General features: G+C 41.1%; 22 protein-coding genes and 1 pseudogene. All 23 read left to right on the forward strand.

What is annotated here, in order from left to right; genetic code table 11:
- Positions 1-290, forward strand: a pseudogene (locus RQ763_RS00810) (TIM barrel protein); the annotation flags it as partial.
- Positions 291-307: 17 nt separating this feature from the next.
- Positions 308-1486 carry an OmpP1/FadL family transporter gene (locus RQ763_RS00815; protein ID WP_314150537.1) on the forward strand — a complete coding sequence of 393 codons (1179 nt, stop codon included), beginning with the start codon at positions 308-310 and terminating at the stop codon, positions 1484-1486.
- Positions 1487-1494: 8 nt separating this feature from the next.
- Entirely contained in the window at positions 1495-3231 is a 1737-nt protein-coding gene (locus tag RQ763_RS00820; protein WP_314150538.1) for an ATP-binding protein, read from the forward strand.
- Between the two features lie 50 nt (positions 3232-3281).
- On the forward strand, positions 3282-4058 hold the full coding sequence (locus RQ763_RS00825) for a hypothetical protein (RefSeq protein ID WP_314150539.1): 777 nt from the start codon (positions 3282-3284) through the stop codon (positions 4056-4058).
- Positions 4059-4083: 25 nt separating this feature from the next.
- On the forward strand, positions 4084-4527 hold the full coding sequence (locus RQ763_RS00830) for a nucleoside deaminase (protein ID WP_314150540.1): 444 nt from the start codon (positions 4084-4086) through the stop codon (positions 4525-4527).
- A gap of 94 nt (positions 4528-4621) precedes the next feature.
- Positions 4622-4801 (forward strand): hypothetical protein, encoded by a 180-nt coding sequence (locus RQ763_RS00835; RefSeq protein ID WP_314150541.1) that lies wholly within the window; start codon positions 4622-4624, stop codon positions 4799-4801.
- A gap of 1 nt (position 4802) precedes the next feature.
- Positions 4803-6518: a lysophospholipid acyltransferase family protein gene (locus RQ763_RS00840; protein WP_314150542.1), complete on the forward strand. Its 1716-nt coding sequence runs from the start codon at positions 4803-4805 to the stop codon at positions 6516-6518.
- Positions 6519-6772: 254 nt separating this feature from the next.
- Positions 6773-7162, forward strand: coding sequence for an NAD(P)H-quinone oxidoreductase subunit 3 (locus RQ763_RS00845; protein WP_294927860.1), 390 nt, complete (start codon positions 6773-6775; stop codon positions 7160-7162).
- On the forward strand, positions 7144-7653 hold the full coding sequence (locus RQ763_RS00850; protein ID WP_137014965.1) for a NuoB/complex I 20 kDa subunit family protein: 510 nt from the start codon (positions 7144-7146) through the stop codon (positions 7651-7653). The genes RQ763_RS00845 and RQ763_RS00850 overlap by 19 nt, the downstream gene beginning before the upstream one ends.
- Positions 7653-8459 carry an NADH-quinone oxidoreductase subunit C gene (locus RQ763_RS00855; protein ID WP_314150544.1) on the forward strand — a complete coding sequence of 269 codons (807 nt, stop codon included), beginning with the start codon at positions 7653-7655 and terminating at the stop codon, positions 8457-8459. The genes RQ763_RS00850 and RQ763_RS00855 overlap by 1 nt, the downstream gene beginning before the upstream one ends.
- An 8-nt stretch (positions 8460-8467) precedes the next feature.
- Positions 8468-9706, forward strand: a complete 1239-nt coding sequence (gene nuoD / locus RQ763_RS00860; protein WP_314150545.1) for an NADH dehydrogenase (quinone) subunit D — start codon at positions 8468-8470, stop codon at positions 9704-9706.
- On the forward strand, positions 9706-9927 hold the full coding sequence (locus tag RQ763_RS00865) for an NADH-ubiquinone oxidoreductase subunit E family protein (RefSeq protein WP_314150546.1): 222 nt from the start codon (positions 9706-9708) through the stop codon (positions 9925-9927). Before nuoD ends, RQ763_RS00865 begins: the two co-directional genes overlap by 1 nt.
- A 14-nt stretch (positions 9928-9941) precedes the next feature.
- A complete protein-coding gene (locus RQ763_RS00870) occupies positions 9942-11975 on the forward strand; it encodes an FAD-dependent oxidoreductase (protein ID WP_314150547.1) in 2034 nt (677 codons plus the stop codon).
- A 12-nt stretch (positions 11976-11987) separates the two neighbouring features.
- Complete coding sequence (locus RQ763_RS00875) at positions 11988-14231, forward strand: NADH-quinone oxidoreductase subunit G (RefSeq protein WP_314150549.1); 2244 nt, start codon at positions 11988-11990, stop codon at positions 14229-14231.
- Positions 14231-16717 carry an NADH-quinone oxidoreductase subunit G gene (locus RQ763_RS00880; protein WP_314150550.1) on the forward strand — a complete coding sequence of 829 codons (2487 nt, stop codon included), beginning with the start codon at positions 14231-14233 and terminating at the stop codon, positions 16715-16717. Before RQ763_RS00875 ends, RQ763_RS00880 begins: the two co-directional genes overlap by 1 nt.
- Positions 16718-16720: 3 nt before the next feature.
- Complete coding sequence (gene nuoH, locus RQ763_RS00885; RefSeq protein WP_314150551.1) at positions 16721-17707, forward strand: NADH-quinone oxidoreductase subunit NuoH; 987 nt, start codon at positions 16721-16723, stop codon at positions 17705-17707.
- Between the two features lie 9 nt (positions 17708-17716).
- Entirely contained in the window at positions 17717-18352 is a 636-nt protein-coding gene (gene nuoI / locus RQ763_RS00890) for an NADH-quinone oxidoreductase subunit NuoI (RefSeq protein WP_314150552.1), read from the forward strand.
- Positions 18353-18363: 11 nt separating this feature from the next.
- A complete protein-coding gene (locus tag RQ763_RS00895; protein ID WP_314150553.1) occupies positions 18364-18942 on the forward strand; it encodes an NADH-quinone oxidoreductase subunit J in 579 nt (192 codons plus the stop codon).
- Positions 18939-19247 carry an NADH-quinone oxidoreductase subunit NuoK gene (gene nuoK / locus RQ763_RS00900; RefSeq protein WP_294927830.1) on the forward strand — a complete coding sequence of 103 codons (309 nt, stop codon included), beginning with the start codon at positions 18939-18941 and terminating at the stop codon, positions 19245-19247. Before RQ763_RS00895 ends, nuoK begins: the two co-directional genes overlap by 4 nt.
- Positions 19248-19250: 3 nt before the next feature.
- Positions 19251-21173, forward strand: a complete 1923-nt coding sequence (nuoL, locus tag RQ763_RS00905) for an NADH-quinone oxidoreductase subunit L (RefSeq protein WP_314150554.1) — start codon at positions 19251-19253, stop codon at positions 21171-21173.
- 3 nt (positions 21174-21176) lie between these two features.
- Positions 21177-22724 carry an NADH-quinone oxidoreductase subunit M gene (locus RQ763_RS00910; protein ID WP_314150555.1) on the forward strand — a complete coding sequence of 516 codons (1548 nt, stop codon included), beginning with the start codon at positions 21177-21179 and terminating at the stop codon, positions 22722-22724.
- Positions 22724-24232, forward strand: coding sequence for an NADH-quinone oxidoreductase subunit NuoN (gene nuoN / locus RQ763_RS00915; RefSeq protein WP_314150557.1), 1509 nt, complete (start codon positions 22724-22726; stop codon positions 24230-24232). Before RQ763_RS00910 ends, nuoN begins: the two co-directional genes overlap by 1 nt.
- A 22-nt stretch (positions 24233-24254) precedes the next feature.
- On the forward strand, positions 24255-26100 hold a 1846-nt coding region (locus RQ763_RS00920; protein ID WP_314150558.1), incomplete at its 3' end, for a flagellar protein.

A 26100-nucleotide genomic window follows, 5' to 3' on the forward strand; every position in this document is an offset into this window, starting at 1 on the left:
CGGCAGGTTACGACATAAGAACAAGAGAGGCTTACGATAAAACGTGGAGTGAGTTTGAGAAAATCGTAGGGTTTAAGTACCTGATGGGGATGCATATAAATGACTGAAAAGCAAAGTTTGACTCACATGTTGACAGACATCACTCTTTGGGCAAAGGCGAAATCGGGCTTGACACTTTTAAATTTATCATGAATGATAAGAGAATGGATGATATCCCGCTTATTCTTGAGACAATCGATGATAGCATCTGGAAAGAAGAGATAGCGCTGCTTTACTCTTTTGAAAATTAAGGGAGAAGGGAAGATAAGTGAGAAATATTACTCTGTTTTTAATGTTGGGGAGCGCTCTGTTTGCGGGGGGATATAAGATACCAGAGACCTCTTTAAACTCTGTTGCACTCAGTGCCGCAAATGTTGCACATGTTTCAAGCGCCGATTCGGCGTACTACAACCCTGCAAATATGGTTTTTATGAAAAATGAATCAGTTATGGAAGCAAATCTGATCTACATCGGGCTTAGCGATGTAAACTATAAAGCGGCGGGCATAGATATAGAGTCGAAAAAAGAGAACTTTATTGTCCCCTCACTTCACTATGTCTCACATGAGATTGGCGGTGCACGTTTTGGACTTAGCGTAGTCTCTCCAGCAGGACTCTCAAAGAGGTGGGATGATGCTCCTGCTATTTACAGTGCGCAGGAGTTTTCGCTCCAAAGTGTTGAGGTAAATCCGAGTGTTGCGCTCCCGATAGGCGATAAAATTGCCGTTGCGCTGGGTATTAGAGCAATCTACTCAGAGGGAGTAGTGAGAAGCAGCTCGCCTATCGCATCACGAGATATGGAGGGTGATTCTATAGATTTTGGGTATAATTTGGCACTATCTTACAAACCGATATCCGAATTGGAACTTGCATTAACGTACCGTTCAAAAGTAAATTTGAGTATTGATGGCGATGCCACTCTCTCTTATTTGGCAAACAGTTCGACAAGCAGCGCATCGGTAAGCGTGCCGGTTCCTGCACTTTTAAATGTCGCAGTTGCTTACACATTGGAAAGCGAAACAACTTTTGAGTTTGTTTATGAGAGAAATTTTTGGTCGGAGTATAAAGAGCTTGATTTTAACTATGGCGAGGGTGTAAATCCTGTTACAAATGTCGTTTTTGGCACGCCGATAGCAAAAAATTACAAAGACACAAATGTTTTTCGTTTTGGTGTTATGCAAAAGTTGGATGCACTCACGTTCATGGGCGGTGTCGTTATAGATGAGTCGCCTGCACCGGATGCAACGCTCGGATTTGAACTGCCAGACAGCGACTCAGTCTCTTTCTCTTTTGGCTCAAGGTATCAAATAAATGAGAAGATAAATATAGGATTGGCAGCTTTGTACTCCATAAGAGAGGACAGGACAGTCTCAAACGGCACGCTCGATGGCGAATTTTCAAACGCAAACGTGCTGATGGTCTCATCGGCTTTAGAGTATAAATTTTAAGGATATATTTGGAAACATTAATCGATTTTTTAGAAGCAAAAAATATAGAAAAAACACTTATTTACGCGCAATTAAAATGTAGTAAAACAGAAGCACAATTGCTGCAGACACTTGCGAAAAGGTATATGCGCGGAGAAGATGATGCTTTGATTCTTGACCTTTTGCAGGAGATGTACGGCAGTGAAAAATATGAAGCTATTAAGCACATAACAGAGGTAAAGCTTCTTTTGGAACTCGGTTGGCTGCATCAGCAGAGCTTTACTCCCATAAAAATCTCAGACGTAACACCCTTAGAGCTTTTAAACAGTGCAGTCGGACTCTCTCCTTCGTTTCTTAAGCTACTTCAAGATGGGGCGCTCGAGAGTGAACTGCCTGACATTAAGCCCTATTCTGATCACCTTGAGTATCTTCAAGATCAGTTTTTGCGTATAGATCTCTACCAAAAGATGAGTGCCATTCGCCAAAACGTACATGAGCACTCTTTGGGGATTGACAGAACGCAGGCAAAACTAAACCTCTTGGAAAAACGCATAGAAGAGAGAGTGGCGCAAACCGTTGGAAAGCTGGTACTCGATAAGTTCTTCAAGCAAAAGAAGATGGACTCAAAAGAGCAGGTTATTTTTCTTGCCCTTCTTCGTGAAGAATACAGCGCGACGGATGCCTCTTTGCGCGAGATGAACACGCTTATAGAGCTAATATCGCTTGATGAGTATGATCGCATAAAAAACCGCTCACTTTTGGAAGATGGTTCAAACCTTATAAATGACGGAATCATTGATTATGAGGAGATGTTAAACCCTTTTGGTGGAATTTCGCGCGCTTTTTATATTGTAGATGATATTCTCCAAAGCATCATCCACCCGCAAAAAAACAAAAAAGTTCGCCGCATAAAACTCAACACGCTTATAGATGAACAGGATATTTTTGAGCTTGTAGAGCCTGAGACATCGCTTGAAGATGTTGTACTTGCAAAAGAGACGCAAGAGACGCTTAAAAATCTTATGAGACAGCTCGATAAAGAGGTTGTACACAGACTTGTAGAGTGGGGCATCAAAGATAAAAAAAGCGGCATTGATGCAAGAATCATCTTCTACGGTGCGGCTGGAACTGGTAAAACCATGACGGCATATTCGCTTGCAAAGTCTCTAAAACGTCAGGTTTTGGCATTTGACTGCTCAAAAATTCTCTCTATGTATGTTGGAGAGAGCGAGAAAAATGTGCGTAAAATTTTTGACACTTTTTACGATTTGTGCGAAAAAACAAAGACGGAACCTATACTTTTGCTAAACGAGGCAGACCAGTTTTTGGGTGCGCGTTCAAGCGGGGCAAGTAGCGGCGCCGACCAGATGCACAACCAGATGCAAAATATTTTTTTGGAGCAGATTGAGAAGTTTAAGGGCGTGTTAATTGCTACGACAAACCTTCTTGAGAATATCGACAAAGCATTCTCAAGACGTTTTAACTACAAAATAGAGTTTAAAAAGCCAAACAAAGAGCAGAGACTCTCACTTTGGAACAAAATGCTTCCTAAAAATGCACCTTATGAAGATAGCGTTGATGTAAACGAGCTTGCAAGCTACTCTCTAACGGGCGGGCAGATAAGCTTAGTGATTAAAAACACCGCATACAAAGTAGCCGTGAGAGAAAAACCTGTTTTTACACTCGAAGATTTCGAGCAAGAGATCAAAAAAGAGAAAGATGCAAGTTTTGACAGTGAGAAGATGATGGGATTTTTAAACAAGTAACTTTCTGTAATCTTATGATATTATGTTAAAAATTAAGCTGGGAGAGATTAATGAAAAAAAGTATAGCAGCATCGTTATTTTGTTTTTTGATTATTAGTTTGGCTGAAGCAGATACGTTTGAGAGAAACTTCTCTCTTAAAACTGTTGACTCGTTTGAAGTTGGAGTGCAGTCATACCTCTATGAGTACGAAGAAGAGGTAGATGGCGCTTTTTTTATGTCTAACAAGGGCACAAAATATGGACTTTCTGCCTCAGCGACTAAAACCCTTGCTGATGAGTATTATCTTAAAGGTGAATTTCGTTATGCAACCGGAGATGTAGAGTACAAGAGCGCTTCTGGAGTGGGCGATGTTTCAGATGATTTGCATGAAATGCGTCTTGTTGTGGCTAAAGAAAAAATTGTAGACGGTTTCCTTTTAGGCTCATATATAGGTGTCGGATACCGTGTACTAGAGAATGATTTAAGAGACCTTGGAAGCGGAGGATACCGTCGTACAAGCCAGTATCTCTATATTCCAATCGGGGTTAATCACCGTTTCAGAGTTGGCAACAGTGCTCGTATCTCAACAAATATTGAGTATGACTATTTTGCATGGGGTGAGCAAAAAAGCTATCTTTCGGATGTGAGCCCATTCTATAGTGATCTTGTGCATGAGCAAAAAAGCGGCTACGGTTTTCGAATAAACTCTGCTTATGAGCAGCAGAGTTGGTCCATAGGCGCTTTTTTTAACTACTGGAAAATAGAAGACTCTGAAATTAAAGATTATTACTATGAACCTGAAAATAGTACCAAAGAGGTCGGTGTAGAGTTAAAGTATAGATTTTAAAAACAAACAAGATAGAGTAAATAATATGAACAACTTTATGCTCCAGGCGGTAAAAGAGGCATTGAACGGCGTAGAACACAATCACGGCGGACCTTTTGGAGCCGTGATAGTAAAGAATGGTAAAATTATCTCAAAAGCGCACAATCAAGTCCTAAAAAACAGTGACCCCACAGCCCATGCCGAGATAAACGCAATCAAAAAAGCCTCAAAAAAATTAAAGACGTTTGATCTGAGCGGATGCGAAATCTACACTACATGTATGCCATGCCCCATGTGTTTAGGCGCTATAAAATGGGCAAACATCAAAATAATTTACTACGGCGCAACAAGCAAAGACGCTGATGCGATAGGCTTTAGAGACCAAGAGTTTTACGAAAAAGAAGTTTTGGAGTTTAAAAATATAGACAGAGAGGAGTGTTTAGAGCCTTTTAAAGTGTGGAGCGCAAAAGAGGATAAAATCCTCTACTGATTCTTAATGTAATACTCCAGTAACCCTTTGGTAACTAGCCTGTAACAAATTTGATGCAAAATTCTACTATTAAATTTGTTATCAGGAGAGCTAAATGTTAGCTTTTACGACAGCCATAATCAACCGCCTTGTTAAATACTACAATATAAATCCCGATGAAGCCAGAGAGATGGTTCATGATGAGTGGGATTACCTCGAAGAGGAGTATGTTAGAGGAGATTGCGCCCCAAAAGATATTGCCAAATATCTAATCTCTATCTACATGGTGGCGTAATATGTCGCTAAGCGTAGAGAACTATTTTAACCACAACTACCCCTCTTTTGCCAAATGGCCGACTCTTGTGCGAAACGGAGTGCTCTCTTTTTTCAAAAGAGCTTTTCATGAAGATGAGATAAATGACGTTTTGTTAAAAAACAGACATCTCGATGCGTTTGATTTTATTGAGTTTGTACTTGACTATTTTAGTATTGACATTAACATAAACAAAAATCAGCTCTCAAGGATTCCATCTTACGGCAGAGTTGTCATCATTGCAAACCATCCTCTGGGCGCACTTGACTCTTTGGCACTTTTAAATGTTATCAAAGATGTAAGAAAAGATGTAAAAATAGTTGCATCTAATTTTTTGGAAGAGTTTAAAAACCTTAATGAGGTGCTTATTCCCATAGAAAATATAAAAGGAAAGATGCAAAGAGGCTCTGTGGAGGCGATTTATGAAGCGCTTAAAAAAGAGCAGGTTGTCGTCATCTTTCCTTCAGGCGAAGTGAGCCGCGCGCGTCCAAACGGCATAAAAGACACCAAATGGAAAAAAGGATTTTTAAAGATAGCGCAAAATACCAAGTCCCCGATTTTGCCTATATATATCGACGCAAAAAATTCAAAAACCTTCTATTTGCTCTCCATGATAAACAAATCTCTTGCAACGGCGACAATTCCCCATGAGATGTTTAAGCACTACAACAAAAACATCTCTTTTACCATAGGCAAGAGCATTCCTTACGAGAGCTACTATGCGCCAAATATTGAGATCTCAAACAGAGTAAAACTTCTGCGCAAGCACTTCTATAAAGTGGCAAAAAAAGAAAAAGGCATCTTTAAAACACACAACGGCATAGCTTTGGCGGAGAATAGGCAAGAGCTTAAAAAAGAGCTTCAAAATGCAAAAGAGATAGGCGAGACAACGGATGGCAAGAAGATTTATCTCTATGCCAATGCGGATGAAAATGTGCTCATTAAAGAGATAGGCAGACTTCGCGAGATTAGCTTCAGGCAGGTAAAAGAGGGAAGCGGAAAGCAGAGAGACATAGATGATTTTGACTACTGTTATGAGCATATTATTCTCTGGGATGACAAAGATTTGGAGATTGTAGGCTCATACAGAGTAGTAAAAGCAAGCGAAATGGTGGATGCTTATGGAGTTGATGGGCTCTATACTTCAACGCTTTTTGAGTTTAAGATTGAGTCTAAGAACTATTTGCAAAACTCTATTGAACTTGGGCGCAGTTTTGTGCAGCCAAAATATTGGAACTCAAGAGCGCTTGATTACCTATGGCAGGGAATCGGCGCATACCTAAGAACAAACCCAGACGTTCGTTATATGTTTGGGTGCGTCAGTATATCAGGCTCCTACAGTGATGAGGCAGTCGCAATTTTGGTCTATTTTTACATGAACTATTTCGGCTCCAAAGTAAAAAGCGTAGAGCACCGGGAGAGTTATCTTATGGATGAAACTATGAAAAAAAGATTTAACGAGCTCTTTTTTAATAACGATTATGAGAAAGATATTCTCATCTTAAAGCATGAGCTTCAAATAATGGGCTATGCAATCCCAACGCTTTATAAACAGTATAGTGAACTATGTGATGCGGGCGGCGTAGAGTTTGTTGATTTTGGAAAGGACAAAGAGTTTGAAAACTGTGTTGATGGCTTTATTGTTGTAGATACGGACAAACTAAAAGAGCAAAAAAGAAAGCGCTATCTAACCAGGTAGCGTTACAAATATAGAGTTTGTAACTATCTTCAGCTATTTGTGTTTCAATTATACACATAGGCAGTGAAAGAGCAAAAAAATATGTAGTATTTAGTAACAGCAACCATCTCAAATATCCTCTTAATCTTTTATTTAATACTCTTTTTGCTACAATCCATCCAACTGTTTTTTCTAAAAATAAGTGAAAATATTTAAGTCAAACGACTTATGTTTTTATGCGTTTTAAAACAATAACAATAACAAAGGTAGGTTATATGGAGCATGTAGTGACTTCAAATCCGTATTTTGGGGTGTTTGTACTTTTTCTTCTGACATTCGGTGCATTTATAACGACGACGGTAATAGCACGTTTGGCAAGTCGCGCGTTAGCGGCTAAGAGCAATGAAAAAATTAAATTATCGGTGTATGAGTGTGGACCTGAGATTACAAAACAGCCAAACAGAATCTCTCCGCAGTTCTATCTTTTCGCTCTGCTTTTTCTGCTTTTTGATGTAGAGATAGTCTTCATGTTCCCTTGGGCTGTTGACTTTAAACTGCTTGGATGGTTTGGTTTTGCCGAGATGTTAATGTTTATACTGCTTTTAACAATCGGTTTTATTTATGCATGGAAAAAAGGAGCGCTTGAATGGCACAACATAAAATAAATTATACGCAAAATGGCGGATTGCCGGTTGCACTAACAAGTATAGACAAGATAGTAAACTGGGGACGTTCAAACTCTATTTGGGCGCTTACTTACGGTCTTGCTTGCTGCGGTATCGAGATGATGGCTTCGGGTGCTTCGAGATATGACTTCGATAGATTTGGAACAATCTTTAGAGCCTCTCCGCGTCAAGCCGACGTTATGATAGTTGCAGGAACGCTTACTAAAAAACATGCCGAGTTCATCAAGAGACTTTACGATCAGATGACTGAGCCAAAATGGGTTATTTCAATGGGTTCATGTGCAAATACGGGCGGTATGTTTAACACTTACGCTACTGTTCAGGGAGTTGATAGAATCATCCCTGTTGACCTTTATCTTCCGGGTTGTGCGCCAAGACCGGAAACACTTCAGTACGGTGTTATGCTACTACAAAAAAAGATTCGTGCGAACCATGCTTCAAGAGCGCAAAAAGCTAAAAGGTTGATGTAATGAGAGCTTATAAACCTAAAGACGATGTACAGAAAAAAGCGTACTACACGGACAGATTTTATGTCTCTCCCCAGGTTCCAAAAAACGCGGTAGAGAGTGATGAGGTTTTTGCTGCAGATTTAGAAGCTATCAAAGCAAAATTTGATGTTCTTGATGCATATATCCAAGTAGGTCAAATGGTTGTTTTTATCAAGCCTGAAGACAACTACAAAGTTTTGGAACTCTTAAGAGACGAATGTGAATACACGCAGCTAAGCGAGATGAGCGCGATTGACTGGCTTGCAAAGAGTGGCGGTTTTGAGATTTTTTACCAGATGCTAAGCATGAACAAACGCAAGCGTCTGCGCATTAAAATGTTTATAAACAAAGGTGAGGCGGTAAACTCTGTTGAGAAGCTTTTTCGCTCTGCTGATTGGTCTGAGAGAGAGATGTTTGACATGTTCGGCATCGAAGCAAACGGACATCCGTTTATGAAAAGAATTCTTATGCCTTACGATTGGCAGGGACATCCGCTTCTAAAAACATATCCATTGCAAGGCGATGAGTTTGCTGCGTGGTATGAAGTTGACAAGATTTACGGCAAAGAGGCACGCGATATTATCGGGCCTGAACTTCGCGATACTGCAAAAGTTGACCGTTACGACAGCGAGAGATTTGCACGTCTTGGACATGAAGTGCCTAAGGGGACCAAAATCACTGGTAATGAGCCTAAAAATGAGCAAAACTATCAAGAAGAGGGTGGTGTTTTCATGATTAAAAAATTCGATAAAAAAGATTCGGTCGTTATTGACGACCCTCAAAGATAGGGAGTACCATGCAAGTAAAAAACAGATTAAGCCCATTTTTTGAAAATATCACTTTTGATAGAGAAGACAATGAGATGATTTTAAACTTCGGTCCTCAGCATCCCTCAGCTCACGGACAGTTACGTTTAATGCTTCACCTTCAACAAGAGATGATAGTAAAAGCGCATCCGGATATAGGGTATCTTCACCGCGGTATGGAGAAGATGGCTGAAAATATGATCTATAACGAGTTTATGCCGACAACGGATCGTATGGACTACATCGCATCATCTTCAAACAACTACGGATTTGCTCTGGCAGTTGAGAGACTTATAGGTCTTGAAGTGCCTCGCCGTGCAAAAGTTATCCGTATGATGCTTCTAGAGATCAACCGTTTGATGAGCCACCTTTTTTGGCTCGCAACTACTGCTCTTGACATCGGCGCTATGACGGTTTTTCTTTTTGCTTTCCGCGAGAGAGAGTATTTGATGGACATTATCGAGGGGTATTGTGGTGCTAGACTTACCCATGCGGCTATCCGTATCGGTGGAGTTCCTCTGGATATTCAAGATAGTTTTATAGCTCAGCTAAGAACATTTTTGGACAAGCTTCCTGCAAATATCAAAGATTATGAAGATCTTCTTGATACTAACCGTATCTGGCTTATGAGAATGGAAGAGGTGGGAACTATCTCAAAAGAGATGGCGCTTTCATGGGGTTGTACAGGTCCAATGCTAAGAGCTTCAGGCGTTGCTTGGGATATCCGCAAAGAGGAGCCTTATGAGCTTTATGATGAGGTAGAATTTCGTGTTCCTTACTCTGACAAAGGCGACAACTTTGCAAGATACCGCATCTACATGGAAGAGATGAGAGAGTCTGCAAAGATTCTTTATCAGACAATCGACATGTACGAAAAATGTGTCAAAGATGGACAGACTGAACTAATGGCTCATGCGCCGAAATATGTCTCTGCTCCAAAGCTTGACATCATGACGCAAAACTACTCTTTGATGCAGCACTTTGTTCTTGTAACGCAGGGTATGAGACCTCCGGTCGGAGAGGTGTATGTGGCAACTGAGTCCCCAAAAGGCGAGCTTGGTTTTTACATCAACTCTCAAGGCGGACCGTACCCGTACAGACTAAAACTTCGCGCGCCGTCATTCTGGCACACGGGGATTTTAACAGACCTTCTGCCGGGTCACTATATTCCGGATGTTGTTTCGATTATCGGTACGACTAATATCGTTTTTGGAGAGGTAGACCGCTAATGAAAAGATATGATTTAAGACATTTAAAAGATGGTTTTGAGCCTCGCATGAGAGAGATTTTAACATCTCACAAAGCTGGGGAAGTTGCAATTTTTTTATTTGAGATAGGTGATTTTTCACCTATTCAAAAATCAGCTGATTTGGTAAAAGAGTGCGGATATGAGTTGTTAAACTCTTTAAAGTTCAACGAAGTCGACTGGACTATCGTAACAAAAAAATAAGTGGGATTTGAATTTTGAGTAAAGTATATTTTTCTACTTGGAACGGTGAGTTTATAAACAATATTAACAAGCCGCAAGAGGAGTGGGAAGAATCAGCTTACAACCTGCCTGCACAGTATGACAGCCATAGAGAGTCCAAAGCTTTTATAGGCTGGGACGGCGTGGCGCTTTTTGATGAAGATGTAGACGTAATCCGTTTGGCTATGGAGTACGCTGCACAGTATCAGGAGTATTCTGAGGCATGCGGGAGATGTGCACCTGGGCGTTGGGGCGGACGTATTTTATATGACCAGCTCGACAAAATCGCTCGCGGTGAGGGAAGTGTAGCTGATTTGGACCATCTAAGGGAGATCGGTAAAAGTATGCAAATCACTTCAAAATGTGAGATTGGCAAAACTGTTCCAAATCCGATTATTGATCTAATGAAGCACTTTGAAGATGTTTTTATGGAGTGCATAAACGAGCAGAAACCTTCTAAGCATTATGGTGATGAGATTGGCTATATTGCAAAAATAACATCGCCATGTTCTGATGCTTGTCCTTCTCATGTAGATATTCCGGCCTACATTGAGGGCGTAAGAGATTTACGAATGGACGATTCGCTTATGGCAACGCGCCAAACTATGCCGCTTGCGCACGTTTGCGGTCGTGTATGCCCGCATCCATGTGAGGATGCATGCCGTCGTACAAATCTTGATGAGCCGATATCAATTATGGCTCTAAAGCGTCTTGGTGCTGATTGGGAGACTGATCATGGGTATGACTTTTTTCATCCTATGGATAAGAAGCCTAGCATCGGTAAGAGAGTATCAGTTATCGGTGCAGGACCTGCAGGGCTTACAACTGCTTACTATCTTGCAGCTGAGGGAATTGATGTTGATGTTTACGAGGAGCTTCCTGTTCTTGGCGGTGAAGTTGCAGTAGGCGTACCTGAGTACAGAATGCCTATAGCTAAGTACAATCAAGATATTGAGTGTGTCAGAGATATGGGAGTTAATTTTATAACGAACTCTAAAATCAATGCCGATGACATGAGAAGATTTGAGAACGAGTATGATGCGGTTATGGTGGCAACTGGAACAAGAATCTCTAAAAAAGTCTATTGTGAAAACGAGAGACCGGAGATTAGAGGTTACTGGGGCGCAATCGACTTTTTGGACAAGGTAAATCTCTACGAAAAATACGGCTATACAATCTCAAAGGCAGAGCAGGAAGAGAACCTTTTAACAACTGATTATGTTGATTTGACAGGTAAAACTCTTGTGTGCGTCGGCGGCGGTTTTACATCTATGGACGTTGTTCGCTGTGCAATTAGAGCAAATGCGAAAAAAGTTTATATGATTTACCGAAGAGATGAGAAGACTATCATAAAAAATACTACCTATGAAGAGTATCACGAGGCGGTAGAAGAGGGCGTTGAGTTCCTTTTTCACTCAGCAGTTGCCGAGATGAGAGATGAGGATAATCTCTTAAAATCTCTTTTGGTAGACAAGTTTGAGCTTGTTCCTGATCCAAACGGAGGACGCGCAGAGCTTGTGAAAATAGAGGGTGCTTCTTATGTAATCGAGGCGGATTATCTTATACCTGCAGTTTCGCAGTCGGCTGACTTGAAGCTTCTTCCCGAAGAGTGGGAGATTGAGAAAACTTCATGGGCAACCATTAAGACAAACGGCAAAGATTATATGACATCTCGCAAGGGTATTTTTGCCTCAGGGGATTGTGAATACGGACCTATGACGATTGTAAATGCAGTAGGACAGGCAAAACGCGCGGCTTCAGTAATGGCACGTTATGTTCAGAGTGGAGAGGTTAGTTTAAGTGATGATGAGATTATGGAAGACCACTTAAGAAAGCTTCGCGTTTATGATAAAAAAGAGAAAGTTACCGGATGGCTGCCAGGCATACCTCGCCAGCACTCTACGGTTCTTGATGTTGAAGATAGAAAATACAATAACAAAGAGGTAAATCTAGGTTTTACCCAAGAAGAAGCTATGAGTGAAGCAGAGAGATGCATGCGCTGTTACTATATTGCAATGGTGCAGGCGTAAAGGATGGATGCTATGAATAAAATAATTAATTTTACAATTGACGGTATCCAAGTCCAAGCGCAAAAGGGCGAGACTATCTTAAGTGTAGCTCGTAAAAACGGAATCTATATACCTACAATGTGCTATATCTCTAAAACTTCCCCATGTGCATCTTGCCGTATGTGTGTTGTTGAAGCAAACGGTGTAGATGGATTTGTTTTAAGCTGCAACACGCCTCCAACCGAGGGTATAGAGATAACTACAAACAATGATGCTCTGCAAAACGAGAGAGTAAACATCATGAAGCTTTATGATGTAAACCATCCTCTTGAGTGCGGTGTTTGCGATAAATCAGGAGAGTGTGACCTTCAAAATAAAACGTTGGAGTTTAGTGTAGAACGCCAAAATTTTTCAGCTCGTGATCAGCTTAGAGAGATTAAACATTGGGGACTTATAGATTATGAGCCGTCCCTTTGTATAATGTGCGAAAAGTGCGTTCATGTCTGCAATGAGGTTATCGGCGATGATGCTATAGAGGTTAAATTCGGCGGATACAGCTCAACTATTATCCCAAAAAACAGCGAGATGCTTGATTGTACATTCTGCGGAGAATGCATTGCAGTTTGCCCTGTTGGCGCACTGACAAGCAGCGGTTTTCGCTACAAGGCAAATGCATGGGAGCTTGAACGCGTTCCTGCAACATGTGCTCACTGCTCGGCGGGATGCCCATTGGAGTATGAGACAAGACACAGCTCGATTAACGGCGCAGATGAGATATTTAGAGTAAAAAACAACTTTGAATTTATGTCGCTTTGCGGGGCAGGACGCTTCGGTTTTGATTTTGACAACAAACAGAGTAGTGAGGAGAGCGCATTTAACAAAGCAGTAGAGGCTTTGAAAAACGCAAAAGCAATCCGTTTCTCTTCTATTATTACAAATGAAGAGGCGCATATTTTACAGCTTTTAAAAGAGAAGCTTGGAATCAAGCTTTTCAATGAAGATGCAAGACTCTTTGGCGAATTTATGAAGTCATACGGCTCTCTAAGCGGAAAACTCCACCACAGCGGTTCTCTTGATGCGATTAAGCAGTCAGATGCGGCAATCGTTATAGGAAGCAGAATAGCAACGGACAATCCGGGCGTGAGATATGCACTTACAACGGCTTCAAAACATAACGGTGCAAAAATTGTTTACGCGCACCCTATGGAAGATGTGTTGATGCAAAACGTCATGACGCAGATGATGAAGTATGAAGTTGGAACAGAAGAGGGTGTTATGGCGCTTCTGGCTTATGAGATACTCAAAGATGCTGATTTAACTGAGAGCGAGAGAGCATTTTTTGATGATCTTGATCTTGGTTACATATATGCTGAGACAAATATCGGCGAAGAGGAACTCTCCTATATGAGTAAATCTTTCACAAGAGCAAAAAAGAGAGTACTTATCATCGGCAACGATCTTATAGCGCATGAGAGAGCAGGCAATATAGCTATGCTTGCGGCACTTATTGAGAAGTACAGTGATTTCTCTTTGGTTGTAGTTCCTCGTGAGGCAAATACCCTTGGCGTATCGCTTATCAATACACTTGAGCGCGATGAGAATATAGAAAACGTAGTGGGATATAACGCAAAGGGCGACTTTGTTATCTCTTCGCTGGGCAGTGCCGACTTGGCGATACCTGCTCTTAATCAGCAAGAGGGAACGGTTGTAAACATTGACAACAGAGTGCTTCCGACAAACGTTGCGCTGCAGTTCAGCGGATACACGCTCAATGACTTAGCAAAAGCGTTGGGAGTCCATAAAGATGAGACCACCCACTATACGCAAGAGCTTAGGAGAGAGGCTGGATTTAAAACCATTGCTTTTGATGATTTAGAGAACTTTTTATCTCCTCTGGGTGAAGATAACCGCGGATATCTGCTTGATGAGGTTGCTCTTGAAGCAAGCGGAGAATTGGAAGAGCTTGATGATCTGCCTGAGTTTAACGGTACCATCATCTACCAATGTGATCCTGTGCTTCAGTTTAACAACTACACCCTAAAAGCGGAGCAGCTTCCTAAGGATAACTTCCTGCACGGCTCTGCACAGTTTAGTGTAGCTGCTAGAATTTCGGATGGAGATATGGTTGAGATTAGCTTTGGTAAAACAAAAATCCAAAGAAAATTCAAGCTAGATAGCGAACTAAAAGGAACTGTAGCGCTTAATCCTACCTTTGACATAAGTGTAGATGCGGGTAGATATAGATTTGAAAAATCCAAGATAGTGAGAGTAATGTAATGAGTAAAATTACTATAAATATTGATGGAAGAGAGATAGAGACTCAAGAGGGCGAGTATATACTCAATGCTGCCCGCGCGAACGATATCTTTATACCGGCGATCTGTTATTTGACAAGATGCAGCCCGACACTTGCATGTCGTCTTTGTCTTGTTGAAGCCGACGGCAAACAGGTATATGCATGTAACGCAAAATCAAAAGAGGGAATGAGCGTTGTAACATCGACTGAAAATATTATCAAAGAGCGCCGCGCAATCATGGAGGTTTACGATGTAAATCATCCTCTTCAGTGCGGTGTTTGCGATCAATCAGGCGAGTGCGAGCTTCAAAACTATACTTTAGAGATGGGCGTGGATGCACAGAACTATGCAGTTAAGGATGTAGATAGAAGCGATATTGACTGGGGACATATTCACTACAACCCGGGTCTTTGTATCGTTTGTGAGAGATGTGTCACTGCATGTAAAGATATGATAGGCGACAATTCGCTCAAAACAGTACCGCGCGGTGCAGATGCACTTGAAGCAGAGTATAAAGAGAGCATGCCAAAAGACGCGTATGCTATGTGGAACAAGCTCAACAAATCCCTTATCGGCTTAACGAGCGGTGAAGAGATGCTTGATTGTACAAGTTGTGGCGAGTGTGCTGCTGTTTGTCCGGTTGGAGCGCTTGTTGATACACACTTTATCTATACTTCAAATGCATGGGAACTTAAGCAAATTCCTGCAACATGCGGACACTGTTCTGCGGGATGTCAAATAAGTTACGATGTAAAACATACAAGCATTGAAAACACTGATGAGAAGATCTACCGCGTTATGAACGAGTGGAACTATGTTTCACTTTGCGGCGCAGGAAGATACGGATTTGATTACCAAAATGAGGTAAAGAGTAGAGATGAAGCAGCGTTTGCAAATGCTTTAGAAGCGTTTAAAAAAGCTGACACTCTTAAATTTACATCTACCATCACAAACGAAGAGGCTCTTCTTTTGCAAAAACTAAAAGAGAAGTTCGGCTATAAGCTTATAAACAGTGAAGCAAAAGCGTTTCAGACATTTTTAAACAATTACAGCGAGATAAGCGGCACAAAACTATACGGTTACGATCTTGAAGCTACTCACAACGCAAATTTTATTATCTCTGTGGGAACTGCTATTAAGAGTGACAATCCAAATGCACGCTATGCTCTAAATAACTCTATAACAGTAAACAAGGGCGCGGGTCTCTACTTCCACCCTGTAAAAGATCCTGTTGTTGAGGGATTTGGCAAAAGTATTATGAGTGTGTATCATGCACCCCTGCAAGAAGAGGCTGTTCTTTATCTGATTCTTGACTTGTTTGCTGATAAAGAGAAGCTTCCAAGCGAGATAGTCTCTTATCTTGCATCGTTTCACTCAACAAAAACTATAACTGTTGAAGAGATAATCAAAGAAGAGATTACCGAAATAGTTAAAGTTATGAAGAAAAACGAAGAGAGTGGTGAAGAGGAAGAGGTAGAGGAAGAGAAGAAAAAGATGGTTCCTAAAAAAATCACGAAAGAGGTTGAGGTAGATGATAACCGTCTTTTAGCGATTTTAGGTGCTGATGAGAAGTTTATGGAAAATTTAGAGAAAAATCTTGCTAAAAAAGATAGTTTCGCACTTATTGCAGGATCTGACCTCTATACTCATCCAAACTCAAAAAATCTTGCTCGTCTTTTAGCACTTATTGAAAAATATAGTGCGTTTGAGCTTACGATGATACCGAACCTGACAAACACTCTCGGCGTTGCGCTTATTTGTGAGCTTGATGAAGTGCCCGGTGCATATTCTATAGGCTATAACACGAAGGGAGATTTTACTCTCTCAGCTTTAGGCGATGGCGATTTGGATATGCCTGCTATTAATCAGCAAGAGGGAACGCTTACAAGCATCAATAAAAGAGTAAACCCGACAAATGCGGCAATCGGTTATAACGGATATGAGTTAAACGACATTGCAAACGCGCTTGGTTTAAAAGCTGAACTTGTTATTGAGTACACGAAAATGCTTCCTCTAGAGAGTGGGTTTAGAGCAGAAGAGTTTGACAATCTTCCAAACCACTATGACAACGACGGCACGGAGCATCGCGGATACCTATTGGAAAATATCGCTACGGCAAAAAGCGGCGATGAGTCTGTTGCTCTATTTAATAATGAAAAGATGCAAGGCAGCCTCATCTATTTGGCAAATCCTGTAAGACAATTTACTCCATTTACCTATAAAACCACCAACCTTGATGAGGTAAGCGGTGTTTATATGAGTGAGGAGTTTTTAAGTGGATCTGATTTTAACGAAGGAGATACCGTGAGAGTGAAGAGCGCAAGCGGTGAAATTGTGGCAAATATAGTAAGTGACAATAAAATTAGCGGTGACATTGTGTTGTTACCGACATTTGATTCTAAATTAAATTCAGAGGCACTGTTTAGCTCATACCGCTTTGCAACAGCTTCGATTGAAAAGGTGTAATATATGGAAACGGCATATTTAATTGAGACGGTTATTAAAATCATCGTCATTTTACTTATATTTTCTGCATTAGCGGGAATAGGTACCTACTTTGAGAGAAAAGTTCTTGCATTTATGCAGCGTCGTCTTGGACCTGTCAATGTCGGACCTTTTGGACTTTTACAAGTTGCGGCGGATGGTATTAAACTCTTTACAAAAGAGGATATTGTCCCTGCCAACGTAGTCGGTCGTATCTTTAAAATCGCACCGGTTATTACGGCTGCAACTGCTTTTATGGCGGCAGCTGCTATCCCGTTTTTACCATCATTTACGATTTTTGGATACGAAGTTCATCCGATTGTAGCAGACATCAATATCGGTATTCTTTATATTCTTGGAATTATGGGTGTGGGACTTTATGGTCCTCTTCTTGGAGGTATGGCATCTGCAAACAAGTTCGCTTTGCTCTCAGCGGCAAGGGCAGCTGCTATATTTATCTCTTATGAGGTTATTACAGGATTATCGATTTTAGCACCTGTTATGATGGTCGGTTCTTTATCTCTTATCGACTTTAACGAGTATCAAGCAGGCGGAATTACGGACTGGATACTCTGGTCTCAGCCTGTTGCGTTTGTACTTTTCTGGATAGCGGCATTTGCTGAAACAGGTCGTACACCGTTTCACCTGATAGCAAACGATCATGAGATTATTGACGGATTTGGAACGGAGTACTCAGGTATGAGATGGGGTCTTTTCTTCATCGGCGAGTATGCGAATATGTTCTTTATCTCTTTTGTTATGGCACTTCTATTCGTGGGTGGTTATGGAGACGGAAGCTTTTTGGGTGCACTTGGACTATTGGCTAAAGTTGCATTCTTCTTCTTCTTTTTCTTGTGGACAAGAGCGGCTTGGCCTGATGTTAGACCTGACCAGTTGATGTGGTTGTGTTGGAAAGTTTTAATGCCTATAGCTATGATAAATATAGTTATAACTGCAATAGTAATGATGTAAGGGGTGAGTATGCATAATGAACATATACAAGAGCATTTTAACAACAGAAATGTTACGGAATTAGACAGCAACTACTACATGGTAGATATTGCCGACTATCCCACAGATGGATGGGGTAAATTTCAAAGAGTTCTCAAAAGAGCTTTCAGAGGCGAACTTTTTGTCGGTCTTTGGGTTGTGCTTCGCGAGATGATAAAGTTTAATGTCCACACCGTACAGTATCCGGCTGAAAAGATGCCTATAGGTCCACGTTACAGAGCTGTTCATGAGATGAAAAGACTTTGGGAGTCAGATACCGAGAGATGTATCGGTTGCGGACTTTGTGAGAAGATTTGTATCTCTAACTGTATCAGAATCGACACTAAGCTCGATGAGAACTCTCGCAAAGAGGTTAGCGAATACAGCATCAATCTGGGTCGCTGTATCTTCTGCGGCTACTGTGCGGAAGTTTGTCCAGAACTTGCTATCACGCATGGCGGCGAGTATGAAAATGCGAGTGATCAGAGAGAGCATTTTGTAATGTATGAGGATATGTTGACGCCGCTTGATAAGATGAAAGCCGGAACTCAGCTTGAGTTTGAAGGCTTCGGCGCGATTACACCACATGAAGATGAGCGTGTTAAAAAAACACCTCTAGCATATTAAGGAGTTTGATTATGTTTGAAGCAGTTGCATTTTATCTGTTTGCCTTTTTGACTATTTCGATGTTCTATGTAGCGGTAACGACTTCACAGGCGTTATATGCTCTTAGCTCATTGGCAGCAGGAATGATTTTTATATCGGCGTTTTTCTTTATTTTAGGCGCTGATTTTTTAGGTGCGGTTCAAATCGTTGTTTACTCCGGTGCAGTTATGGCGCTTTATGCTTTTGGTATGATGTTCTTTGATACGACAAGAGATGTAAAAGAGAAGCAGGGTAACAAGGCGATAATCTTGGGATTAAGCGTTATAAGCGCTGCTCTGATTGTTGTTATAGTTGCCGCTCCTATAGTCGGAAGCAATATTGAAGCGCTTTATCCGGTTACTGAAGGTGCAGGCAACGTCCAAGAGGTCGGTATGGTTCTTTTTACAAAGTATCTTGTTCCTTTTGAAGTAGCGGCTGTAATGCTTTTGGTTGCTATGATTGCAGGGATTGTACTTGCAGGAAAGAAGATGGATCTCTCTCTTACTCTTATGAATGAACAAGAGTTGTTGAAGATGAGAGAAGAAGATAAACATAAGAAGGTGCTCTCATGATGGAAATAGGACTTAACCACTACCTTGTACTCTCGACAATCCTTTTTGCTATTGGTTTGGTCGGGGTTATGAGAAGAAAAAATCTCCTTATGCTATTTTTTGCAACAGAGATACTTTTGAACTCTGTAAATATCTCTTTTGCCGCAATTTCACACTATTACGGTGATTTGACAGGTCAGATGTTTGCATTTTTCGTTATAGCTATTGCCGCATCTGAGGTAGCCGTAGGACTCGGTCTTTTGATTGTTTGGCATAAGAAACATAACAATATAGATCTTGACAGCATGTCAACGATGAGAGGATAAGATATGGAACTCTTTTTATATACGGCACTTTTCTCGCCACTGGTGGGTTCTTTGTTTGCCGCACTTTTTGGTGCATCGCCAAAAACTAAAATCGCGGGAATCGTTCCGAGTATTCTTCTTGGAGTCTCTTTTTTAAGCTCTTTGGTACTTCTTGCAGTGGTTATGCTCTCAGGACAGACAATACAAGTAGAGATGATGACATGGATGGCAGTTGGCAATCTTTACATCCCTTTTGGATTCGTAGTCGATCAGGTAAGTGTTACTATGATGATAGTCGTGACTTTGGTCTCAACTGTTGTTCACGTTTACGCTATCGGTTATATGGATCACGACAAAGGGTTTAACAGATTTTTCTCGTGGCTGTCGGCATTTGTTTTCTCAATGATGGTTCTTGTTATGAGTGATAACTTTGCAGGTCTTTTCATAGGTTGGGAAGGCGTTGGTCTCTGTTCATGGGGACTTATCGGTTTTTGGTACCACAAAGAGAGCGCAACTTGGGCAGCAAACGAAGCGTTTATTATGAACCGTATCGCAGACCTTGGGATGCTAATCGGTATCTTTTTAGTTTATTGGAACACGGGAACTCTTCAGTATGCAGAAGCTTTCGCGGCAATGCCATCTTTAGAGACAGATGTATTGACATGGATGGGAATCTTCCTCTTCATCGGTGCTATGGGTAAATCGGCTCAGTTTCCGCTTCACACTTGGCTGGCAGACGCGATGGAGGGACCGACTCCGGTTTCTGCTCTTATCCATGCGGCTACGATGGTTACAGCGGGTGTTTATCTTGTTATCCGTGCAAATCCTCTTTATGATTTGATTCCAAATGTAGGGCTTTTTATCGCTTCTCTTGGTGCTTTTGTCGCACTTTTTGCAGCGTCAATGGCTCTTGTAAACCGCGACATGAAGAGAGTTATCGCATACTCTACGCTCTCACAGCTTGGCTACATGTTTGCAGCTGCTGGTTTGGGCGCTTACTGGGTTGCACTCTTTCACCTTATGGCTCACGCATTCTTTAAAGCGCTTCTCTTTTTGGGCGCAGGTAACGTTATGCATGCTATGCACGATGAGCTTGATCCGTTTAAAATGGGTGGTCTTAACAAGGTGATGAAGGGAACGTTTGTTATGATGACGGTAGCTTCCGTTGCACTTGCAGGTATCTTTCCACTCGCGGGATTCTTCTCAAAAGATCTAATCTTAGAGGTTGCGTTTGTTGAACATCACTTTATTATCTATACAGTGCTGCTCTTTACTGCAGGTCTGACTGCGTTTTACTCATTTAGACTTGTAGCGCTCATCTTTCACGGTGAAGACAGATATAAACATTTCGGTATTCATCCGCATGAAGCGTACAAGTTTATGCTAGTTGCAATGAGTCCGCTTATGCTTCTTGCAATCATTGCAGGCGCGTTTAAGATGGGATATTTCAACATGGTAACAGATTTGCTTCCAGCAACAGAGTATCATGTTCACTCAGCTACGACGTATTGGATTATGACCATCGGAACTCAGCTTTTTGTAATCGCGGCAATTGTTTTTGCGTACAAAAAATATACAAGCAAAGATATCAAAGTGCCGGACGGAACATCAAAGATGGAGAATAGTTTTGGATATAAACTACTTATAAATCAGTACTACATCCCGTACTTCTATGAAAACTATATTGTAAAAGCATATAGAGAACTCTCAGAGATATTTTGGACTAAAATTGATCAAAAAATTGTTGATGCAACTGTTGATGGCATAGCAAACGTGTTCTATCAAACGGGCGAGAAAACAAGAGTTATGCAAAGCGGTAATCTATCGACTATGCTTAAGTGGATGGTAGCTGGAACTGTAGTTCTGCTCTCATTGGCTGTGGTTTTTGGACTTGCAGCAAGACATTCTGGAGAAATCAAAACATTTCTCTCAGCTTTAGGAGTTTAATAGATGTTGGATCATATTTTATCGATTTTAATTTTCTTCCCGGCACTCGCAGCGATGCTTGGATTTGTAGTGAACAAGGATAGTATGCGCTCTTACGGTATTGCCGTGGCTACTATTGAGTTTTTTCTTGCACTGTGGTTGTGGTTTGCATTTGATTCAAATGTATCAGGAATGCAGTTTATGGAGACCATTGCACTTGTTCCGACATTCGGCATTAACTATATAGTAGGGGTTGATGGAATTTCACTCTTTATTATTATACTTGCTGCATTTTTTACCATGATAGGTATCGCTTCACTAGGCGAGACCAAAGATATAAAAAACATGATAATCACGCTTCTGTTTTTACAGATGACGATGGTGGGTGTTTTTGCTGCTCTTGATGCTATCGTGTTTTATGTATTTTGGGAACTCTCACTCGTGCCGATGCTCTATATCATCGGTGCATGGGGCGGACCTCTTAGAATCTACGCATCTGTAAAGTTCTTTCTCTACACATTTACAGGTTCGCTTGTCATGCTTGTGGGTATGCTCTTTATGGCGTACTTCTACTATCAGGCAACAGGTCAGTGGAGTTTCTCAATTTTAGAGTGGTACCGTCTGATTCTTCCTGAATCTTTCCAAACGTGGTTGTTTGTCGCATTCTTTATCGGTTTTGCGATCAAAGTTCCTATGTTCCCTTTCCATACTTGGTTGCCATATGCTCACGGTCAAGCACCGACTATCGGTTCTGTAATCCTTGCGGCAATTTTGCTAAAGATGGGTACATACGCATTTATCCGTTTTTCGCTTCCGTTGTTTCCGGATGCGTCAGTCTACTTTATGTTCCCGATAGCTATTTTGGCAATCATCATGATTATCTATACGGCAATGGTGGCATACGCGCAAAAAGATATTAAACAGGTTGTCGCTTACTCCTCTGTATCGCACATGGGTGTTATTGTCCTTGGTACGTTCGCACTCAATGTCGAGGGTATTTCAGGTTCAATCTTCCTGATGATAGCGCACGGTGTTGTCTCAGGCGCGCTCTTCTTCCTTGTAGGGGTAATTTACGACAGAAGACACACAAAGCTTATGAGTGAGTTTGGAGGCTTGGCTTCGGTTATGCCGCGTTATGCAACTATATTTGGTCTGATGCTTATGGCTTCTGTGGGTCTTCCTCTGACTATCAATTTTGTCGGTGAGTTTTTAAGTTTGCTAGGTTTTTATAAGCAGTCACACATCTTAACGCTTCTTGCGGGTATGGCTATCATAGTCGGTGCTATCTATATGCTTGCGGCTTATAAAAAGATGTTCTTTGGAGTTATCACAAATGAGGAGAATAGAAACCTTCCTGATGTTAACAAAAGAGAGCTACTTGCTCTTATACCGCTTGCAATCATAACTGTCTGGCTTGGAATATACCCTAAACCTGTTTTGGGAACTATAAACACAAGTGTTGAGGGCGTTATTCAATTGATGCACGAAAAAGCGGTTTCAGAAGAGGCAAAAAAAAGAATTCCTAGTTTGGATATTATCATCAAAAGAACTTCGGCTAAGGAGGCACAATAATGTTATCACCGGTAAATGTTTCGATAGAGTCGTTAAACTTAATGACTCTTGTGCCAATGTTGATTCCAATCGTCGGCGCTTTGTTAATCATAGTTATTGATCTTTTTAAGAGCGATCAACACAAGTCTCTTTATGTAATGCTGAGCCTCCTTGTTTTGGGAGTCGACTTTGTTGCACTAATGGATTCTGCGGGCGTATTTACTCAAAACGGTACGATTATGGGTGTCTTTGACGTTATGCTTATAGACGGCTTGGCAATACTTTCTCAGTTTATTATTGTCGGTGCTTCTATGCTCTTTATCCCGCTGGCACTTACTCATAAGAGATTCCATGAGTTCTCTTATCCTGAGTTCTTTGCGCTATTTTTGTTTATGATAGCGGGCTTCCAGTTTATGGTTGCAACGGACAATCTTATACTTATATTTGTAGGGCTTGAGACTGCTTCTTTGGCACTCTATACGCTTATAGCAATGCATAACCGTGACAAGTCGTTTGAAGCGGCTGTTAAGTACTTTACTATGGGCGCGCTAGCGGCTGGATTTTTCAGCTTCGGTTCTATGATATTTTATGCGCTTACAGGCTCTGTTGAGATTAACCAGATTGCAGCGGTTCTAACTGCCAACAACTATGAAGATATAGCATTTGTGCTTATCGGTGTTGTTTTCTTGCTTGCATCATTCGGCTTTAAACTCTCAATGGTTCCGTTTCATACATGGACACCTGACGTTTATGAGGGTTCATCTGCTGCACTTGCTGGTTATATGTCAATCGTTCCTAAAATAGCGGCTTTTGTCATTGCTATGAGAATCTTTGAGTTCTTAATCCACAGCGGCGTAGTTTGGCTTGAGGTCATCCTATATATGGGCGTGGTTCTAACCATGACAATGGCTAACGTCTGGGCGCTTGTTCAGACAGACGTAAAAAGAATGCTTGCGTACAGTTCAATCTCGCATGCAGGTTTTGTTATGGCGGCAATTCTAATCGGAACGACGCAGTCAAACAGCGCGCTTTTCCTATACTGGATACTCTTTAGCTTTACAAACCTAGGGTCGTTCTCGATGCTTTGGATAAGCAGACAGAAAAATCTTCCTGCTCACCAGCAGTCAGACCATAGCTACAATAAATTTGCAGGTATGATTAAAACTGCGCCGGTTGCTGCAACTATTATGGCTCTGTTTATGTTAAGTTTGGCGGGTCTTCCTCCGTTTGCTCTGTTTTGGGGTAAACTCTATATGATAAGTTCCGCAATTACAGGCGGATATACGGTTTTAGCGCTTATTATGGCACTTAACTCCGCGATAGCTGGGTATTACTACCTAAAGCTTATAGTCTATATGTTTATGAAAGATCCGATTGTTGAAGATGGCGGTCATGTTTACAGCGCAAATGCAACGCTTCCGCTCAAGACAATCATCGGCATAGCAGCCATAGGAACTATTTTTGCTTTTGTTGGCGTAAATGAGCTTTTAGATTTTATTACGGTGTTTGTATATAATAGCGGCTACTAAAATAGAAAGAAGGAGTATTTAATTGTTAAAAGCACTGCTCCTTGTTTTTTTTATATCTCTTAATACTTTTGCCCTTGAAATATCTCTTCAAGGCGCAAAAGAGAACCATCAATCATACTCCACTCTTCATATAAGAGACAGCGAAAAATTTCTTTGCCAAGAGTTTAGGGATGACTTTAACGCCGTCTCCAAAATAGTCTGTGCATTCTCTAAATCTCCCTCACAGAAACTTCAAAAACTCCAAAACAATTTTTTTGAGATTGGTACGCAAGCAAAACAAGAGACCTTTTTTCTTGTTATAAAACCGTATCAAAAGATGAAGCTCTTTCCTATTGTTTTTGATCTCAAAAAAGATGATACAACTTTTAGCGCAGATATAAAACTCTCAAACCACTGGATGATTGTGGGCTATATAGATGAAATGCCTTTGATCCAGAAGCATGAATTCTCTGAAGCGGCAATAAATTTTCCATTTACATACGCTGAAGATCTGCTCCCCTTTGTCGGCAGCCTAAACATGAAGGGCAATCCGGTTCATCTTAAAAAAGTCGGGGATGTAACCGAATATATAAAAATCAAAAAATATTATGAAGAGAAAAACTATGAGTTTGTGCTTGAGTTGGTAAATGATATTATGAAAGAGTATCCAAACTCGCTTTTTCGAGCAGAGCTACTTTTTTATAAGATTAGAGCCTATTCAAAACTAGACGAAAATGACAAGCTTGTCGAAGCTGCAAAAGAGTACTTAAGAGAGTACTCATCAGATGAAAATGTTGCAGAGGTTCTTTCGCTAATTGCTAGAGCATATACAAAACTCGGCATAAACAGCGATGCCGATTACTTTTTTGACAGACTCTTTAGTGAACATGCAGGTTCTGTCCACTCCTATTGGGGTTATATTTATCTAGCAGAGTCGCTTGAGCTCGATGGTAGTTTAGTTAGAGCAAGAGGACTTTACGAAAAAGTGCTCTCACAGAGTGACAACATAGACGTTGCAGCAGAAGCCGCATTTAAGTTGGCGCAAAACCATATAGCAAACTCAAATGCAAAAGGGGCGGCTGCGCAGATAGATAAAATCATTAAAGCAAAGCCAAAATACTTCTCAGAGATAAACATCTATAAATCTATGGATATGATGTATGATTTGGCAGACAACGCAGAGCTTGTACAAGCCGCGGGGATAGCAAAGGCTATTTTTGAAAATGTTGAGCCTACACAAGAGGTGTATGAAGAGCTTGCCAGAAACATCGGGATATGGTTGAGCAAAACCCAGATGAAGAAAGAGGCATTAAGCGCGCTTAACAACTATCTTGAGCGCTTTAAAGACGGCATGTATGCCGAGGAAGTTCAAGTTGCAAAAGATTCACTCTTCTTTGATGTCAGCGATGAAAATGCTTCGGTAAAACTTGAGACGTACGACAAGCTCATGCAAGAGTATCAAAATGACAGCATCGGAAATAAAGCCATATATGAGAAGGCAAAGCTTCTTTTGCAAAATGAGAGATTCGCTGAGTCGCTCGCTATGGAGCGGGAGCTTTTAAGCCTCAGCCAGCAGGAGTATCCTGACGTGCAAGAGGTAATCACTCAGGCAGCTATTGGAACCATGAAACAGGCACTTAGTGTAAAAGAGTGCAACAGCGTTCTTCTTATCTCCTCACAGTACAAAATCGAACTCTCAGATGAGTGGGATGATGGGGTTTATGAGTGTGCCATGAAGGGTGCAGACTTTGAGCTGGCTAAAAAGATGGCGGACAAAAACCTCAAATCAAAAGATTTGGCGCAGAGAAAAAAGTGGCTCTACAGATATATAAAAGTCGATTTTGCAACAGGAAACTACTCCAATGTCATCGAAGCTTCCAAAGAGCTAG

The sequence above is a fragment of the Sulfurimonas sp. genome, from assembly GCF_032250635.1.
In the GTDB taxonomy this organism is placed as follows: domain Bacteria; phylum Campylobacterota; class Campylobacteria; order Campylobacterales; family Sulfurimonadaceae; genus Sulfurimonas.

Excerpts from the sequence above, each read along its gene's own strand:
- RQ763_RS00825 (WP_314150539.1), top strand. The coding sequence starts at position 3,282 with ATGAAAAAAAGTATAGCAGCATCGTTATTTTGTTTTTTGATTATTAGT.
- RQ763_RS00830 (WP_314150540.1), top strand. The coding sequence starts at position 4,084 with ATGAACAACTTTATGCTCCAGGCGGTAAAAGAGGCATTGAACGGCGTA.
- RQ763_RS00835 (WP_314150541.1), top strand. The coding sequence starts at position 4,622 with ATGTTAGCTTTTACGACAGCCATAATCAACCGCCTTGTTAAATACTAC.
- RQ763_RS00840 (WP_314150542.1), top strand. The coding sequence starts at position 4,803 with ATGTCGCTAAGCGTAGAGAACTATTTTAACCACAACTACCCCTCTTTT.
- RQ763_RS00845 (WP_294927860.1), top strand. The coding sequence starts at position 6,773 with ATGGAGCATGTAGTGACTTCAAATCCGTATTTTGGGGTGTTTGTACTT.
- RQ763_RS00850 (WP_137014965.1), top strand. The coding sequence starts at position 7,144 with ATGGCACAACATAAAATAAATTATACGCAAAATGGCGGATTGCCGGTT.
- RQ763_RS00855 (WP_314150544.1), top strand. The coding sequence starts at position 7,653 with ATGAGAGCTTATAAACCTAAAGACGATGTACAGAAAAAAGCGTACTAC.
- nuoD (WP_314150545.1), top strand. The coding sequence starts at position 8,468 with ATGCAAGTAAAAAACAGATTAAGCCCATTTTTTGAAAATATCACTTTT.
- RQ763_RS00865 (WP_314150546.1), top strand. The coding sequence starts at position 9,706 with ATGAAAAGATATGATTTAAGACATTTAAAAGATGGTTTTGAGCCTCGC.
- RQ763_RS00875 (WP_314150549.1), top strand. The coding sequence starts at position 11,988 with ATGAATAAAATAATTAATTTTACAATTGACGGTATCCAAGTCCAAGCG.
- RQ763_RS00880 (WP_314150550.1), top strand. The coding sequence starts at position 14,231 with ATGAGTAAAATTACTATAAATATTGATGGAAGAGAGATAGAGACTCAA.
- nuoH (WP_314150551.1), top strand. The coding sequence starts at position 16,721 with ATGGAAACGGCATATTTAATTGAGACGGTTATTAAAATCATCGTCATT.
- nuoI (WP_314150552.1), top strand. The coding sequence starts at position 17,717 with ATGCATAATGAACATATACAAGAGCATTTTAACAACAGAAATGTTACG.
- RQ763_RS00895 (WP_314150553.1), top strand. The coding sequence starts at position 18,364 with ATGTTTGAAGCAGTTGCATTTTATCTGTTTGCCTTTTTGACTATTTCG.
- nuoK (WP_294927830.1), top strand. The coding sequence starts at position 18,939 with ATGATGGAAATAGGACTTAACCACTACCTTGTACTCTCGACAATCCTT.
- nuoL (WP_314150554.1), top strand. The coding sequence starts at position 19,251 with ATGGAACTCTTTTTATATACGGCACTTTTCTCGCCACTGGTGGGTTCT.
- RQ763_RS00910 (WP_314150555.1), top strand. The coding sequence starts at position 21,177 with ATGTTGGATCATATTTTATCGATTTTAATTTTCTTCCCGGCACTCGCA.
- nuoN (WP_314150557.1), top strand. The coding sequence starts at position 22,724 with ATGTTATCACCGGTAAATGTTTCGATAGAGTCGTTAAACTTAATGACT.